Origin of the sequence: Comamonas sp. MYb21, assembly GCF_037479395.1 — a bacterium.
Taxonomy (GTDB): domain Bacteria; phylum Pseudomonadota; class Gammaproteobacteria; order Burkholderiales; family Burkholderiaceae_C; genus Comamonas.
Map to the genome: position 1 here is coordinate 12,498 of NZ_JBBGZC010000014.1, position 15,843 is coordinate 28,340.

A 15,843-nucleotide genomic window follows, 5' to 3' on the forward strand; every position below is an offset into this window, starting at 1 on the left:
CGAGCAGCGGCAATCGCTGCGCAGCGGACATTGGCATCAAAGGTGTGAACAACAGCAGCGGCTCGTTTGCAGCCAGACAAATGACCCAAACACAACAGCTAGATCAGCGCCGAAGCAGATAGGAAACCTGGCCCAGCAAAAAAGCGACATGAACCAAGTCAGGCTGAATACAACCCATTCAGCGCCGCTAGCACTCGAAAGCCGGCATCCGCCCAGCCAGCCCATCAAGTGCCCGCCCCTCTCAATCCAACGCGATCTGCGTCTTCGCCGCCACATCCTTCCAGCGTGCCACTTCCGCCTCGGTATGCCGGCCCAGCGCCTGGCCGCTGTACTGCTCGGGCGGCAGCAGCTGGATGGCCTGGCTGATGAGCTTGTCGGTGTATTCCTTGTCGCCCATGACTTTCAGGTAGGCCGTCTGGAACTTGTCCAGCGCCTCTTGGGGCGTGCCTTTGGGGGCGTAGATGCCGTACCAGGTGCTGGCTTCAAAGCCTGGCAGGGCGGTCTCGTCCAAGGTGGGCACATCCTTGAGCTGCGGCAAGCGCTGCCTGGAGGTGACGGCCAGCGGACGCAGCTTGGCGTCCTTGAGCTGTGGCAGGGCGGTGTTGGTCTGGTCAAACATGCCGTCGACCTGGCCGCCGATGACATCGAGCAATGCCGGGCCCGCACCTTTGTAGGGCACCAGGGTGACTTTGATGCCGGCCGAGGTCGCAAACAAGGCGGCGATCAGGTGCGAGCTGGAGCCGATGCCCGCATTGCTGATGTAGAGCTTGTCCGGGTGGGCCTTGCCCCATTCGACCAGGGCCTTGATGTCCTTGGCCGGGTGCTCCTTGCGGACCATCAGCACCAAGGGCGTATCGGGAAAGCGGAACACGGGCGCGAAATCCTTGACCGGGTCGTAGCTGAGCTTTTTGTACAGCGCGGGCGCCGCGCCCATATAGCCCATGTGACCGACCAGCATGGTGTAGCCATCGGGCTTGGCGCGTGCGGCCTTGGCCGATCCCACCGTGCCACCGGCGCCGGGCGCGTTGTCGATGATGATGGGCTGGCCCACCTCCCGCGCCACCCGCTCGGCCACGCTGCGGGCCAGCGCATCGGTGGGGCCACCGGCGGCAAACGGCACGATCCAGGTGATGGGTTTGGATGGGTAGCCCTGGGCCCCGGCCCCGGCTGCAGCGGTGATGAGGGCAAGCGCCGCCATACCGTTCTTCAAAAACGATGTCATGTCTGTCTCCTTGTCATTAGAAAAATCAGGGCGCTGGATGGGGCCGCGCCAAGGCCTTGGCATCCACATGCCGGTCGTAGTCCTCGCCGCTGAGCAGGCCCAGCGCCAGGGCCACCTCGCGCGGGGGCCGGCCGGTACGCAGGCTCTCGCGCACGATGCGGGCCACCTGGTCGTAACCCAGCACGGGGTTGAGGGCGGTCACCACCAGCAGCGAGCTGCCCACATTCGCGGCCAGCCGCTCTTGGTTCAAACCCAGGCCATCGACCAGGCGGGTCGCAAAGACGTGCGACGCATCGCTCAGCACCCGGATCGACTGCATCAGGTTGTAGATGAGCACGGGCTTGGCCACGTTCAGCTCAAACAGCCCGGAGGCATTGGCCATCGTGATGGTGCTGTGGTTGCCCATCACCTGCAGGCAGGCCTGCACCAGCGCTTCGGCAATGGTGGGGTTGCGCTTGCCAGGCATGATCGATGAGGTGAGGCCGTCATCAGGAATGTGCAGCTCGCCCAGGCCGCAGCGCGGGCCCGATCCCAGCAGACGCAAGTCGTTGGCGATCTTGACCAGGGAGCTGGCCAGCGTGTTGAGCGCGCCCGAGGCCTCGACCAGCGCATCGTGCACGGCCATGCCTTCAAACTTGCTGGGGTTGGGCACAAAGGCCAGCCCGGTCAGGCCCTGCAGCTCTTCGCAAAAGGCGGTATCAAAACCCGGCGGCGCATTGAGGCCGGTGCCCGCTGCCGTGCCGCCCTGGGGCAGCACCAGCAGGCGCGGCAGCGTGCCCCGCACCCGCTCCATACCCAGTGCCAGCTGGCGGGCATAGGCGTCAAAGGCCTGGTCCACCATCATCGGCACGGCATCCATCAGGTGGGTGCGGGCAATTTTGACCACGCCCTCAAAGGCCTGCGCCCTGGCGGCCAAGCTGGCTTGCAGCACCGCCAGCGCTGGCAGCAGGCGCTGCTCCAGCTCCCGCACCGTGGCGATATGCATCACCGTCGGAAAGCTGTCATTCGATGACTGCGAGGCATTGACATGGTCGTTCGGGTGGACCGGCGCCTTGCTGCCGCGTGGCTCGCCCAGCAGCTCGTTGGCGCGGTTGGCAATGACCTCGTTGGCATTCATATTGGTCTGCGTGCCCGATCCCGTCTGCCAGACCGTCAGCGGAAAATCCGCAGCATGCTGGCCGTCGCGCAGCAGCGCCGCCGCCTGCACAATGGCATCGGCCAGCCGCGCATCCAGCACGCCGCAGCGCTGGTTGGCCTGGGCGGCGGCCATCTTCTGCAGGCCAAAGGCTTCGATGAGGCAGCTGGGAAAGCGCTCGGTGCCGATGCTGAAAACGCCCATGGCGCGCTGCGTCTGCGCGCCCCAGTAGCGCGCGGCGGGCACCTCCACCGGCCCAAAGGCGTCATGCTCGATACGGGTGTCGTTCATGCTGTGTCTCCATCGGGCATACCAGCGGTGCATGCCCCGGGGTTCAGTGGGCTCAGCCTGCGCTGGGGCTGCGTTGCAGGGCGGCGCTGGCAGCGCTGTCGTGGGCGTCGGAGGCCAGCAGGTTGCCGCCCTCCATCGCCTCGTCGGCCGCCAGGGTTTGCGGGTAGCGCTCGGGGTACAGGTGGCGCTCGGCCGCCTGCGCATCGAAGGTGCCCGACCACTTGGCCACCACCACCGTCGCCACGCTGTTGCCCAGGGTGTTGCAGGTGGCAATCGCCATCGACAAAAAGCGGTACACGCCAAAGATCACGGCCAGGCCTTCCACAGGCAGGATGCCGGTGGAGGTGACGGTGGCCGCAAACACCACAAACGAGCCGCCCGAGACCGTGGCTGCGCCCTTGGAGGTGAGCAGCATCAGCAGCAGAATGCCGATCTGGTGGTCCAGGCTCAAGGGCACGCCGTAGGCATGCGAGATGAACATCACGCCCATGGCCATGAAGAGCGAGGTGCCGTCCAGGTTGAAGGCATAGCCGGTGGGCAGCACCAGGCCCACCGTCTGCTTGGCGCAGCCCAGGCGCTCGAGCTTAACCAGCAGGCGCGGCAGTGCGCTCTCGGACGAGGCCGTGCCCAGCACGATCAGGATCTCATCCTTGATGTAGCGCACAAAGCGCCACAGGCTAAAGCCCGCAATGCGCGCCACCAGCCCCATCACCACGGCGATGAAGAGCGCCACCAGCACATAAAAGCCCAGCACGAACTGCGCCAGTGCAATCAGCACTGCCGTGCCATTGCTGCCGACCGAGTAGGCCACCGCACCAAAGGTGCCGATGGGTGCCAGCTTCATCACCAGGTTGATAAAGGCAAACAGCACTTCGGAGATACCATCGAGCGCGGCATTGATGGGCTGGCGGCGCGCATCGGGGATGGCCAGGATACCGATGCCCACCATCACGGCCAGCACCACCACCTGCAGCAGCTCGCCCTTGGCAAAGGCGCCCACAAAGTTGTCCGGCACGATGTGCGCCATGAACTCCAAAAAGCCCTGGGGCGCTGCCGCCTTGGCCACCGGCGCAGCCGTGCTAGCCGTCACATGGGCCATGCCCTTGCCGATTTCGATCAGGTTGCCCGCGAGCAAGCCCACAACCAGCGCGATGGTGGACACGATCTCAAAATAGACAATCGCGCGCCAGCCCACGCGGCCCGCGCTTTTGACATCGCCGGCCGATGCGATGCCGTGCACGATGGTCAAAAACACCAGCGGTGCCACGCCGGCCTTGATCAGCGACAAAAACATGTCGCCCAGCAGCTTGAGCTTGGATGCAAAGGCCGGGAACACAAAGCCCACGGCAATGCCCAGCAAGAGGGATACCAGCACCTGCATGCCGAGCTTGCGGTACCGGGGCAGTTTGCGCACCGGTGCCAGAGTTGAGGTAGTCGTCATTGTTGTCTCCTCCACCGCAGCCTCAGGCCTGCACCTGCGCCGACAGGGCCAGCGCGCGGTCCACCATCTGTGGCGCCAGGCCCAGGTAGTTGGTCGGATCGGTCAGGCGGTCGATGGTGGCGCGGTCAAAGTGCGCGGTCACCTCGGGCAGCGCGGCCAGCGCCTCGGCCAGGGTGCCGCCCTTGTCGTTGACGGTGCGGCATGCGTCGTACACCACATCGTGCGCCTGCTGGCGGCCAATGTGCGGGGCCATGCCCATCATCACGGCCTCGGCCACGATGAGGCCCCGGCTGATGCCCAGGTTGTGCTTCATGCGGTCCTCATCGACGATCAGGCCGCCCAGCGCAAACTTGGCCTGGTGCAGCGCGCCCGAGCTCAGGATAAAGCTCTCGGGGATGGCAATCCACTCGGCATGCCAGGGGCCGGTGGCACGTTCAAAGTCCTGCACCATGGCATCGACCATCAGGCCGGCATGCTGGCGCACGGCCTTGGAGGCGGCCAGCATCAGCTCGCTGGAGATGGGGTTGCGCTTTTGCGGCATGGTGCTGCTGGCGCCACGGCCCTTGACGAAGGGCTCATACACCTCGGCGAACTCGGTCGAGGCCATGATCATGATGTCCAGCGCAATCTTGCCCAGCGATCCGGTGATGAGCGCCAGCAGATTGATGGTTTCTGCAAAGCCATCGCGGGCCACATGCCAGGTGGTGGCAGGCACGCCCAGGCCCAGCTCTTCAGCCAGCGCCTTCTGGATCGCAAAGCCCTGCTCGCCGACCGAGGCCAGGGTGCCAGCGGCGCCAGCAAACTCAACCACCGCCACACGCGGGCGCAGCTCGGCCAGGCGCTGCTGGTGGCGGTCAAACATGGCCAGCCAGATGGCGACCTTATAGCCAAAGGTCACCGGCAGCGCCTGCTGCAGGTGGGTGCGGCCCGCCATCGGCGTGTCGCGGTGCTTCTTGGCCAGGTTGGCAAGGATGCCGCGCAGCTCGCGCACATCGGCATCGATGCTGTCGATTGCATCGCGTACCTGCAGCGCCACGGCGCTGTCCATGATGTCCTGCGTGGTGGCGCCCCAGTGTACATAGCGGCCGGCTTCGCCACACATCGCCACCAGCTGGTGCACCAGCGGCAGGATGGGGTAGCCCACGATGTCGGTCTCATGGCGCATGTGGTCAAAGTCGATGCGTGAGAGCTGCGATTCGCGCGCGATCACCTCGGCGGCATCGGCAGGGATCACGCCCACCCGCGCCTCGGCCTTGGCCAGGGCCACCTCCACATCGATATAGCGCTGGATCAGGGCCTGGTCCGAGAAGATGTCGCGCATCTTCTGGGTGCCAAAGGCGTCACGGAACAGGATGGAGTCGACAACCGTGCTGGACAGAGGAAGGGAGGTGGCGCTCATGGTAGGTGCTGTAGTGCGTTAGAGTAGATGACATGCTATGTCCGGACTAATTATGTCCGGACATATGAACTATAAATATGTTCGGACATATGCATTACAGGGTATACCCTTGCCTCCATGAATGACGCCACCGCCCGCAAACTGAACTTCAGCGATATCGCCAACCACCTGACCGACGCCATCACCTCCGGGCATTTCGCGGTGGGGGCGCTGCTGCCCACCGAGCTGGAGCTGTGCGAGCACTACCACACGAGCCGCCACACTGTGCGTGCGGCGCTGACAGCGCTGCAGGAGCGAGGCCTGGTATCGCGCAAAAAGAACGTGGGCACACGCGTGGAGGCCTCCAAGCCCAGGAACCCGTTCCGCCCCACCCTCGCCTCGGTAGATGACCTGGTGCAGTTCGGCGCCGAGCATTTGCGCCAGGTGCAGCGCATTGAAGAAACCGTGGCCAGCGCCAGCCTGGCGCAGGAGCTGGAATGCCCACCCGGCGCGCGCTGGCTGTGCATCTCCAGCCTGCGTCTGGAAGGCGACCGCAAGGCCCCGCCCATTGGCTGGACCGATGTCTACGTGGACCCGCAGTACCAGGACATTGGGGCGCTGGTCCGCGCCAGCCCGGGCGTGCTGATCAGCAGCCTGATCGAGGAGCGCTATGGCCGCCAGATTGCCGAAATCCGCCAGGACATCCAGGCCGTGCAGATCGATGACGCGGCGCTGGCCCAGGTGCTGGAAGTGCCGCTGGGCGCGCCGGCGCTGAAGATTGTGCGCCGCTACCTGGACCTGGACGGCGAGCTGTTCGAGGCCAGCATCACCACCCACCCGGCCGAGCGCTTTCGGGTGTCGATGCGGCTGCAGCGGATGAAGTGAGCGCAGCGTTCGCAAGGGGGCCAGGGTCTCTTTGCACCACGCCCCGCTCGATGCACCGCTGCCCCCAGGCAACAAAAAACCCTCCGAAGAGGGTTTGGTCACTAGGCAGTGTGGCGCTTTCTGCTGAAGAACCCGGCCAGGCCCAGCGTCAGCATCGACAACAAGCCAATGCCCCAACCAGCCAGCCCGGGAACGGGCGTTGGCGCAGCCGGCTCAGGTGGCGTGACCTTGGCAGGAATATGCAAGGTGACGGTGACAGGATCGGTCGTACAGGCAGGCGTAGGGGTCGACGTGTCACAGACCCTGTACTGGAAAGTCACATCGCCAAAGTACACACCATCGGGCGTGTAGAGAATCAGCTCGGGGTGGCTGGGATCGGGAATGCTCAGCGCGCCATACTGCGGAGCGCTCAACAACTGGACCGATGCCTTGTTGATGGCGCTGCCGCTGCCTTCCACATAGTCGTTGGCGGTGACATCAGGAATCGCAAAGGCATCCGAGATATTGGGCAAGCTGTGCTCATCATCAACGCCCTTGACCACCTCGGCGGCTGGCACCTGCGAGGCAGTCACCAGAATATTGTCAAAGGCCGCATAGGACTGGTCAGTCTCCAGTTCCCAGACCACGCCCAGGCGCTGGGTTGAACTTGAACTATTGAAACCCATGTTTGCCATATCCAGGGCATAGTGCATCGCATGCCATTCAAACGACAGGCCATCGGGCGAAGCGCTGGAGAAAGAAAACACCTCCGTGCGCACAGGGCTGGCAGGCACCGCATTGATATTCACCGAGGACTCCGCAGCCGCGTTGTCCACCAAGACAAAGCTGTCACCAGCTTCCAGCCGGTAGAAACGGAATTTGACGCTGTAGTCTTTGTCCGGTCTGTTGATCCACAGCTTGTTGTAGAAGTCGTTAGGGTTGGCGGGGTTGGCACCATCGAGCTGCACGGCAAGCCCAGACCAATCCATCGACAGATCCATGAACTGCTGGCCTTGTGTCGGAAAAACCAGGCCCACCGCCTCTCGGTGTTGATGGTCACCGGACTGACGAACAATGCCACCCGTGAATCGGTTCAAAGGCCGCGAATCATCGGCGTAGCCAGTGCCTTGCCAAACCGGCGAGTGGCTGGCATTGGCCGTAGGATTGTTGAGCGCCTTGGTACACAGACGATCGGCCGTTTTGACTTGGACGAACGAAAAGCCATTGGCCGGATCGCTGTAATTCTGGGAGAAGGTACCGTAACTGCCACTCGCCGGGGTGCCACCGCCATCCTTGCAAATCTCTGCCGCGTACTGCGCTGCATTGGGCGTTTCAAAATCGTTCTGGTACACCGTGATCAACCCCTGGGCAAAGAGGCTGGAGGTGGCCAGCAACATGGCCGAGGAAACAACGATGTTCCGGGCGTTCCGCTGACGAGTCATAACACTTCCTTGGCAATCATATTAGGCACTATCAATACATTTGATCGCATCGATAAAGCAAAAGACGAAGTCTATTTAGCAAAGCATGACGAAACACGTGATGAAGGTCAAATAACGTGAATCGATGACCATTTCATCCGGTTTGTCGCGGTTTGTGGCGCAGACCACATACACCACCCAGTGTAAATGTATTTATTTGTTTCCATTTCACCGACCGATATGTATCCCGTGGCCAGCCATTGATGTAGCAGCAGACTTCTGCGCGTCACCCGCCTTGCGCAAGGCCACCCCTGCCCGCAGAAAAATGCACCACCCGCCTTTGCAGACCGGTGGTGCATGCGTTGACTACAGCAGTGCTCAGAACTTGTAGTTCAGGCTCACATTGACCGTGCGCGGCTCGCCCCAGGTGTAGGTGCTGTACCAGCTGAAGATGGTGTAGTACTTCTTGTCAAACAGGTTCTTCACGCTGAGCGAGGCGGACAGCTGCTTGTTGAAGTCGTAGCGGGCCATGGCGTCCCAGACCCAGTAGTTCTGCACGGTGTGCACGGCATTGCCACCGGTCGGCACACTGATGCTGCCCCAGGTTTTGTCCTGCCAGCGCGCGCCGCCGCCCAAGGTCAAACCGCTCAGGCTGCCGGCCAGCTTGTAGCTGGTGTAGAGGTTGAACTGGTTGGAGGGCGTGAGGGTGGAGACACGCTCGCCATCCTTGCGCGCAATGCTGTGCGAGTAACCGGCCTGGATCTGCCAGGCAGGGGTGATCTGGCCAGACACCTCCGCCTCCCAGCCCCGGGTCTTGACGCCCTGGATTGCCCTGTACGCGGGGTTGCCGCTGGGGGTGATGCCGCCGCTCTCCACGGCATAGTTGTCCTGCAGGGTCTGGAACACGGCAGCGCTGGCATTGAGCCGGCCGCCAAAGAACGAGGCCTTGGCGCCGAGCTCATAGTTCTTGCCCTCGAGCGGATCCAGGGTGCGGCCCTGCTCGGTCTGGTAGGACTGCGGTTTGAAGATGCCGCTGTAGCTGGCGTAGACCGAGTAGTTCTGGTTCAGGTCATACACGGCGCCCAGGTAGGGCGTAAAGACATTCTTTTCCTTTTGCTCCTGCACCCGGTTTCTGTAGTTGGACAGGCGCCCGCCCGTGATGAGCTTCAAGTCATCGCGCAGGTTCCAGCGGGCCGTGGTGTAGAGGCCGTTCTCATAGGTGCTCTCGTCATCACGGTAATCGGGCGCACTGTTCCAGACCGGGGCAGGCACCTTGCCATTCCACTGGTAGTAGTTGTCCACCACGCCGTCAAAGCCGCTGTTGTCGTTGTAGTAGCCATCGTTTTTCCAACGGCGCTTGGCCAGGCTGCCTCCCACCACCAGTTCATGGCTGCGCCCCAGCAGCGAGAAGGGGCCACTGGCATACAGGTCGGCCGCATCGCTGGTGGTGCGGCCAATGTACTGGCCTCGCCACATGCGCACGCCGGCACCGGTCAGCGGGTCGGGGTTGCCACCGGCTGCAGCGCCCAGGTTGGCGTTGTAGCCGTTGATCTGGTGGTTGAGCTGCAGCTTGGTGACCCAGCCACTGTCAAAGTTGTGCTCCAAGGTGGCAAAGGTAGTGCGCGTGTACTGGTCCCAATGGCTCCAGTCGGCACCGTTGTTGAACGAGCGCGGCATGGCGTTGAAATGGCCGTTCGCATCGAGCAAGGGAATACCGCCCCAGGTCGATGCCGTGGGCTTGTTGTCCTGGCGGTCGGCGCCCACCGTCAGCAGCGTTTGGGGCGTCAGGTCCACCTCGACGATGCCGTAGAGCACGCCCGTCTTGCGCTCGTAGCGATCGAGCTGCGAGTGCTTGTCCTGGTAGGTGGCAACGCCGCGCGCGCGGATGCTGCCGCTGTCGTTGAGCGCGCCGCTGACGTCCAGCTCCCCCCGGTAGTTCTGGTAGCTGCCGGCGCTGATGCTGGCATGGCCGCTGAATTCCTTGGTTGGCTTCTTGCGCACCAGGTTGATGGTGGCGCCCGGGTCGCCACTGCCAGTCAGCAGCCCGGTGGCCCCCTTGAGCACTTCCACCCGGTCGTAGATCGCCATATCGGTCAGCGTATTGCCCGCGGAATAGGCCGAGTTGCGCGACATCGGAATGCCGTCGTACTGGAAGTTCTGGATCGCAAAGCCGCGCGCGTAGTACTCGGTGCGCTCGCTGTCGTAGGTCACGATGCTCACGCCCGGCGTGTGGTTGATGACATCGTCAATCGAATGGAGCTGGAAGTCATCCATCACCTGACGCGTCACCACGCTGACGGACTGCGGCGTCTCACGCGGCGTCAGCACCAGGCGGGTCGCCGTTGCCACAGCGCCAGGCGTGTAAGAGCCCGAGCCCTCGGTGATCTCGCCAAGCTGGTTGCTACGCACGGTCACTTCGGACAGCGTGACTTCCCCTCCCGCTGCAGATGGGGAGGCAGCCGATGCTGCGGCAGCCGGAGCTGCGGCAGCCGGAGCTGTGGCAGCCAATGCTGTGCCAGCGGGCACAGGCGCGGCTGCCTGCACCATCAACACGCCCCCTTCCACCCGGCCCTGGAGGCCCGATCCCTGTAGCAAGGCCTGCAAAGCCTGCGACACATCCTGCGCTCCTTGCAGCGCTGGCGCCTGGCGGCCCTGCGCTGCCTCCGGCGCTGCGCTAAAGCGCAGATTCGCCTGCCGGGCAAATTGCGCAAGCGCGCTAGCGAGCGGTTGCGCCGGAATATCGAAGCTGGCGGTTTGCGCCATCGTCGCCTGCAGGTGCAGGGCCAGGCCCAGGCAGACCGCCGCATGCGCCAGCACGGTGCGGCGCGGCTTGAAAGTGAATGAAGACATGAAAGAGTGCTCTCGTCCGATGAAAAGCGATGACGGGACGAGACAGCGCTGCAAAGCGCGTGCGAAGCTTGGAGTGCAGGCTGCCAAAGCGCACAGCACACTGGGCGCTGCCACCGTCAGATGGATTCCTGCGTGGATGGCGTGGGCTGTACACCGCCTGAAATCCGCGAATGCCTGGCAGCGCTGGGGACAGCCGCTGGCCAAAGCGGCCTCCATGATACTTATTCAAATGCGAATCAGTCTCATACTCAATATTAATAAGTGGCGTTTCAGCAACAGTTTGGTGAAGCATCCAGAGCAGGGGTGCCGGTCTACCACCCAAGGGGTCACCGGCCTCCGTGCGCGCGCCGGCGCAGGCGCAGCCAGCACTGCCATAATGGCCCGCCATGACCATCGCGCTCACCACCCTGCTCATCTACGCCAAAGACATGCAACGCACGGCGCGCTTTTATGTCGAGCACTTTGGTTACGCCTCCGACTGCGCCGTGGTCGATGGCCTGATCGCCCTCCAGCCTCTGCATGGCGGCGCGGAGATCCTGGTCCACCAGGCCGCCAAGAGCCTCAAGTTTGGCTCCGCGGTGCTCAAGCTCTCCTTCAGCGTGGCCGATGTCGAACAGTTTGTGGCCAAGGCCGCCGCAAAGGGGCTGGATTTTGGCCCGGTGCACCAGGCCAATGGCTACGCCTTTGCCAACACCAAGGACCCGGACGGCAACGCGATCAGCGTGTCGAGCCGCCAATACCGGGCGGGATAGGCACCACGCAAGCTCAACCCTTCAAGACCTTGCGGCCATACGAGGCTTGAGCGACCCAGTTCATCACCCCAGCAATGGCGGCAAGCGCTATACCGACGAGTGCCAGGCCATGCCATCCATCTACATGGGCGCTGTAGCCACCCAGTGCAGCGCCTGCGGCACCACCTAGAAAATAGGACACCATGAAAATCGTATTGGTCCTGTTCCTGGCCTCGGGATGTGTCGCAAAGATTCTGGATTGATTGGCCACCAATCCGGCTCGATTTCCCACATCCATCAACACCATGCCAACCACCAACCAGGCCAGACTCAAGCCGGAGAGGGCCACAAAGACATAGGCCAATGCGATAAGGCTGCAGCCATAAAGAATGGTTCTTTGGGCGCCGAATCTGTCGACCAGCATGCCAATTTTCTTGGAAGCAAACAAACCCACCAAGCCGACAAATCCAAACGCACCAATGGCTGCAGGATTGAAATGGTAAGGCGGCTGAGAAAGCATGCTGGCTAATGAGGCCCAGAGGGCACTGAATGCGGCAAACATCAAAAAACCCGAGGTAGATGCCAGGCGGATAAGGGGTTCTTCTCGCAGCATGGCGACCATGGATTTCAACAGGCCTGCGTAAGACACCGATGCCTGGGGATGTATCACGGGCAGCGTGCGCCACACCATGAAAAGCATGACGCCATTGAGCGCCGCAGCGACTGCAAAAATGGCATGCCAGCCAAGCTCTGCGCCTCCATAGCCGCTCAGCATTCTGGCCAACAACAGCCCTGCCGAGAGTCCACCCAACAGCGAACCAATCACCTTTCCCTGCGCTGCCGGTGGAGACGCGCTGACCATCGTCGGTATGATGATTTGCGCGGTGATCGCGGTCATGCCGACCACGGCGCAGCCGATCAGCAACCAGGTAAAACTGGGGGCCAAGGAGCAGGCCAGCAGTGCAAGCGCATTGACGCTGATGGTTCTTGCGGCCAAAGTGCGCGGCTCGATCCGATCCGCCAGAGGGACAAACAGCAGCAGGCCCAACGCATAACCGAGTTGCGTGATGGTCGCGATCCAGCTTCCGCTGCCGAGTGAAACGCCAAAAGTATCCGCCATTTGTGGCAGCAGCGGCTGGTGGTAGTAGATGGCAGATACTGCAAATGCACAGCACCAGGTCATTGCAAACAGCTGGTGACGATGCATGCATGCGTCAACCTTTTGCAGAATGGTTTTTGGCATGAAGGCTCCCCTCGTCTACTCTTGAGCCAGCCGGTCATTTCCCAGCGCTGCCGTCGACAGGATTATTTTTCCGACTGCCTGACCGGATTCCAATCGGCGATGGGCCGCTTGCGCATCTTCAAGTGCATAGACACTGTCGACAACGGGATGCAGCCTTCCGTCGTCGAACAGCGCTAGCCAACGCTCTGAGAAGCGTTCCACCATGGCGCACTTCTCCTCCAGCGAGCGGCTTTTCATCACCGTCCCCATGATGGAGAGACGACGGTAGAGAACACGGTCCAATGGCAACTCACCTCCGCTGCCGCCCCCGAGAATGCCCACCTGGATCATTCGCCCGCCTTCGGCCAGCGAATGGATGTTGGCGGCCAGATACGGCGCACCAATAAAGTCCACAACCAGATTGACGCCTTGGCCATCGGTATCGGCGTCGATCACTTGCTGGAAGCTCTCGGCGCGGTAGTCGATGACCCGATCTGCACCCCAGGCCAACACGCGCTGCAGCTTCTCAGCGGAAGTGCTGGCAAAGATGCGAGCACCAGCGCAGTGGGCGAGCTGCACGGCAGCAGAGCCAACCCCTCCAGCGGCGGCATGCACCAGGACGGACTGATCCGCTTCGAGACGGCCCAAGTGAAACAGCGCTTCATGGGCAGTGACAAAGACCTCGGGAATCGCTGCTGCTCGCACATCGTCCATTCCGCGCGGAATAGGCATAGCCATCCTGTGGTCCATACGGGCGAATTCGGCGTAGGCCCCTCCACCGACGATCCCCATCACCCGATCACCTATTTGATAACCCGAAACGGATGCACCAAGGTCAACCACCTCGCCAGCGACCTCCAGCCCCATCAGCTCGGAGTCGCCAAAGTTGGCCCGGCCATAGCGGCCCATGCGTTGCAAGGCATCGGCCCGGTTGACGCCAGCGGCCCCGACTCGCACCAACAGGTCATGGGGCCGTACCTCTGGAATCGGCAATTCCTCGATCTGGAGCGTCTCAGGACCACCAAAGACTTTTTGAACAACGGCTTTCATCAACTTGCGACTCCTTCTTCGAGCGAAATCAGCTCAACTACAATGGATTCGATGGTACGGGGCCAGGCCCCGCGTGATAACTGGCCAGAATTCGTTAACGGTTTTGCGGGAAATGCAAATATGGGCGCTGAGCGCATCGCTGAGTTTCTGGAGGTGTTTGTCCACGTTACCCGTGAAGGCAGCTTCTCCGCAGCAGCTCGGCGCATGGGGGTCGCCCCCTCGTCGATCACGCGCAGCATTGACACGCTCGAAGCGCGTCTTGGAACGCCTGTTTTCAGGCGCTCTACGCGGCTCATCACCTTGACCGAGGCTGGTGCTGCGCTGCTTGTCAGAGCCAAGCGCGTGCTGGACGAGTTGGCAGATGCGCAACAGGAAATTGCGGCCCTGAGTGGTGGAGCCCATGGTGTTTTGCGCGTGGCCTGCTTTCCCACCTTCGGCAAGCGGTACGTGATTCCTGTGGTGGCCTTGCTGGCCAAGACCCACCCCCAATTGCGCGTGGAGCTGGATTTGACAGAGCGGCTTGCAGATCCTGTGGCTGAGCGCCTGGATGCGGTGATAAGGATAGGCAAACTTCCGGACAGTTCTCTGGTCGCCACCAAGATCGCCACGCAAATCCGTACGCTGTGTGCCAGCCCTTTGTACATCTCCGCAGTGGGTGCACCAAAATCCCTGGACGATTTACCAAGCTACCAGCTCATCGATAAACTGCATGGCGCAGATTTGCTGGGCTGGTCTGACTTTCTCGGACATGGCGTTTTGCCAGACCAGGCCGTTTTTCGTTGTGATGATTTTGAAGCCATGCGCTTGGCTGCGCTGGCGGGCGTGGGCATTGCGCTGTTACCCGATTGGGTAGTGGGCAACGACATTGCCACGGGGCATCTGCTGAAATTGACTGCCGGCCCCGGCGACAGCACCTGCTTGCATTCCGACATCCATCTGCTGCGCGCGCCAGTGGAGCCCAGTGCCAAACTGCGCGTGTTCACCGAGCAGTTAAAGCGCTTTATCGGCGAGCCCCATCGTTGGGCGGTGTGAGCTGAACAGCCTGCGCGGCCCGCCAGATGGCGGACCTCATCAAGCACCGCCTTACTGCAGCCCCAAAAACTTGAACGGCTCCGAAGGCTGGAACGATGCCGTGGCATCGCCGGCAAACGCATGGTTCTGGTTCGGTCCCAGATCCAGCTTCATCACCTTGCCGGTATCGTGGCTGAAGTTCAGTGCCTTCAGGTCCACCCAGAAGGTATTGGGCGTCAGGGCCGATTCAAAGAAGTAGAGCTTGCGCTTGTGGTCGAACACCGTGCGCCAGCGCGTCGAGGAGATATTGGGCTGGTCCGGGGTCGTGATGCCATAGGGCACGGAGACATTGCGGATCACGCTGAACACGCTGGCCAGCGCCTTGTTGGGCTCCTGGTCCTGCGGCACGGCTTTCACATAGAACGAAGCGCGGGCAAAGCGGTCGGCCGCCCGGTTGGTGCCCGGCAGCATCACGGTGCCGCCAATCTGCTTCCAGTAGCTGTTGAGCGCCAGCTGCTCGTCAAAGGTGGGCGAGTTGGTCATCACCTGGTAGCTGCGGCTGTGGTGGATGACCTGGCGGCCGCCGATGTACTCGACAATGGCGCTGTCGCCACTGGCGTCCGACATCGACAGATGCAAGGTGGTGAGCCGGTCTTCGCCGGGCACATTGTCCGAGACGATGATGAAGGGCTGCTGCTCCAGCGCCTGGACAGCCTCGGCCACGGTCGCAAAGTTGTCGAGCACATACTGGGCCCAGGCGGCAATCGTCAGGCCCGGTTTGCTCTTGTCATCGAACGCCGGGTACTGCGACTCGGCCAGCCACAGCAGGTTGGCGCTCAGCCCCGCTTCGTTGACGCCGTCAGTGGTGGAGACGTCGTAGCCCGAGGTCACCAGGCTGCCGTAGCGAGAGGTCCAGCGCAGCGAGTTGGGCCCTGCCTGGCCGGTGCGCTCCATGCCGCGTGGCAAGACCCAGAGGTTGCTGGTGATGTCATTTTTCCAGTCCATCGAGCGGGCGGTGATCACCTGGTCATGCGCGCCCAGGTAGACCACCCGCGTGCAGGCGATGGCGCTGCTGATGGTGCTGAGGCTCAGCACGCCGGCCAGCCATGCGGTGCCCAGCTTGCGCGCGGGCAGCAGTCTCTTTTTTTGCGTCATGGGTCACTCCCCCACCGGTGGATTGGCAATATCAGACCCGCCAGCAGGCCGCGCCTACCGGGTCAGGCAGCG

The 15,843-nt window shown here is 62.4% G+C and carries 12 protein-coding genes; 3 read left to right on the plus strand and 9 right to left on the minus strand.

All coding sequences use genetic code 11. The annotated features are described in order from the left end of the window. Nucleotides 1–241: 241 nt before the first annotated feature. The 4 genes from WH367_RS19910 to WH367_RS19925 are packed head-to-tail and all read right to left on the minus strand — an operon-like array spanning nt 242 to nt 5,488. On the minus strand, nt 242–1,222 hold the full coding sequence (locus WH367_RS19910) for a tripartite tricarboxylate transporter substrate binding protein BugD (RefSeq protein ID WP_339537397.1): 981 nt from the start codon (nt 1,220–1,222) through the stop codon (nt 242–244). A 25-nt stretch (nt 1,223–1,247) separates the two neighbouring features. After that, the gene (locus WH367_RS19915; RefSeq protein ID WP_339537398.1) at nt 1,248–2,648 is read right to left on the minus strand and encodes a class II fumarate hydratase; all 1,401 of its coding nucleotides are present in this window, start codon (nt 2,646–2,648) and stop codon (nt 1,248–1,250) included. A 52-nt stretch (nt 2,649–2,700) separates the two neighbouring features. Further along, entirely contained in the window at nt 2,701–4,089 is a 1,389-nt protein-coding gene (locus tag WH367_RS19920) for a cation:dicarboxylate symporter family transporter (RefSeq protein ID WP_339537399.1), read from the minus strand. Nucleotides 4,090–4,111: 22 nt separating this feature from the next. Beyond that, nucleotides 4,112–5,488, minus strand: a complete 1,377-nt coding sequence (locus WH367_RS19925) for a class-II fumarase/aspartase family protein (RefSeq protein ID WP_339537400.1) — start codon at nt 5,486–5,488, stop codon at nt 4,112–4,114. A 117-nt stretch (nt 5,489–5,605) separates the two neighbouring features. Here WH367_RS19925 and WH367_RS19930 point away from each other — a divergent pair, with 117 nt between their 5' ends. Continuing rightward, entirely contained in the window at nt 5,606–6,352 is a 747-nt protein-coding gene (locus WH367_RS19930; RefSeq protein WP_339537401.1) for a GntR family transcriptional regulator, read from the plus strand. 101 nt (nt 6,353–6,453) lie between these two features. On the opposite strand, the gene WH367_RS19935 is transcribed toward WH367_RS19930, so the two are convergent. Beyond that, nucleotides 6,454–7,773: an Ig-like domain-containing protein gene (locus WH367_RS19935; RefSeq protein WP_339537402.1), complete on the minus strand. Its 1,320-nt coding sequence runs from the start codon at nt 7,771–7,773 to the stop codon at nt 6,454–6,456. Nucleotides 7,774–8,130: 357 nt separating this feature from the next. Further along, the gene (locus WH367_RS19940) at nt 8,131–10,602 is read right to left on the minus strand and encodes a TonB-dependent siderophore receptor (RefSeq protein WP_339537403.1); all 2,472 of its coding nucleotides are present in this window, start codon (nt 10,600–10,602) and stop codon (nt 8,131–8,133) included. 386 nt (nt 10,603–10,988) lie between these two features. On the opposite strand from WH367_RS19940, the gene WH367_RS19945 reads away from it, so the two are divergent. Then, complete coding sequence (locus tag WH367_RS19945) at nt 10,989–11,354, plus strand: VOC family protein (protein WP_021025476.1); 366 nt, start codon at nt 10,989–10,991, stop codon at nt 11,352–11,354. A 13-nt stretch (nt 11,355–11,367) separates the two neighbouring features. Here WH367_RS19945 and WH367_RS19950 read toward each other — a convergent pair whose 3' ends face one another. Together WH367_RS19950 and WH367_RS19955 are read right to left on the minus strand one after the other, a co-directional pair. Next, complete coding sequence (locus WH367_RS19950; RefSeq protein WP_339537404.1) at nt 11,368–12,576, minus strand: MFS transporter; 1,209 nt, start codon at nt 12,574–12,576, stop codon at nt 11,368–11,370. A gap of 15 nt (nt 12,577–12,591) precedes the next feature. Continuing rightward, nucleotides 12,592–13,605, minus strand: a complete 1,014-nt coding sequence (locus tag WH367_RS19955) for an NAD(P)H-quinone oxidoreductase (protein ID WP_339537480.1) — start codon at nt 13,603–13,605, stop codon at nt 12,592–12,594. A gap of 42 nt (nt 13,606–13,647) precedes the next feature. Between WH367_RS19955 and WH367_RS19960 the strand changes: the two genes are divergently transcribed. Next, entirely contained in the window at nt 13,648–14,637 is a 990-nt protein-coding gene (locus tag WH367_RS19960) for a LysR family transcriptional regulator (RefSeq protein ID WP_339537405.1), read from the plus strand. Between the two features lie 51 nt (nt 14,638–14,688). Here WH367_RS19960 and WH367_RS19965 read toward each other — a convergent pair whose 3' ends face one another. Then, entirely contained in the window at nt 14,689–15,771 is a 1,083-nt protein-coding gene (locus tag WH367_RS19965) for a linear amide C-N hydrolase (RefSeq protein ID WP_339537406.1), read from the minus strand. Nucleotides 15,772–15,843: the final 72 nt, after the last annotated feature.

Coding starts and splice junctions, on each gene's coding strand:
- WH367_RS19915 (WP_339537398.1), bottom strand. CDS start 2,648: ATGAACGACACCCGTATCGAGCATGACGCCTTTGGGCCGGTGGAGGTG.
- WH367_RS19930 (WP_339537401.1), top strand. CDS start 5,606: ATGAATGACGCCACCGCCCGCAAACTGAACTTCAGCGATATCGCCAAC.
- WH367_RS19950 (WP_339537404.1), bottom strand. CDS start 12,576: ATGCCAAAAACCATTCTGCAAAAGGTTGACGCATGCATGCATCGTCAC.
- WH367_RS19940 (WP_339537403.1), bottom strand. CDS start 10,602: ATGTCTTCATTCACTTTCAAGCCGCGCCGCACCGTGCTGGCGCATGCG.
- WH367_RS19925 (WP_339537400.1), bottom strand. CDS start 5,488: ATGAGCGCCACCTCCCTTCCTCTGTCCAGCACGGTTGTCGACTCCATC.
- WH367_RS19920 (WP_339537399.1), bottom strand. CDS start 4,089: ATGACGACTACCTCAACTCTGGCACCGGTGCGCAAACTGCCCCGGTAC.
- WH367_RS19960 (WP_339537405.1), top strand. CDS start 13,648: ATGGATTCGATGGTACGGGGCCAGGCCCCGCGTGATAACTGGCCAGAA.
- WH367_RS19965 (WP_339537406.1), bottom strand. CDS start 15,771: ATGACGCAAAAAAAGAGACTGCTGCCCGCGCGCAAGCTGGGCACCGCA.
- WH367_RS19945 (WP_021025476.1), top strand. CDS start 10,989: ATGACCATCGCGCTCACCACCCTGCTCATCTACGCCAAAGACATGCAA.
- WH367_RS19910 (WP_339537397.1), bottom strand. CDS start 1,222: ATGACATCGTTTTTGAAGAACGGTATGGCGGCGCTTGCCCTCATCACC.
- WH367_RS19935 (WP_339537402.1), bottom strand. CDS start 7,773: ATGACTCGTCAGCGGAACGCCCGGAACATCGTTGTTTCCTCGGCCATG.
- WH367_RS19955 (WP_339537480.1), bottom strand. CDS start 13,605: ATGAAAGCCGTTGTTCAAAAAGTCTTTGGTGGTCCTGAGACGCTCCAG.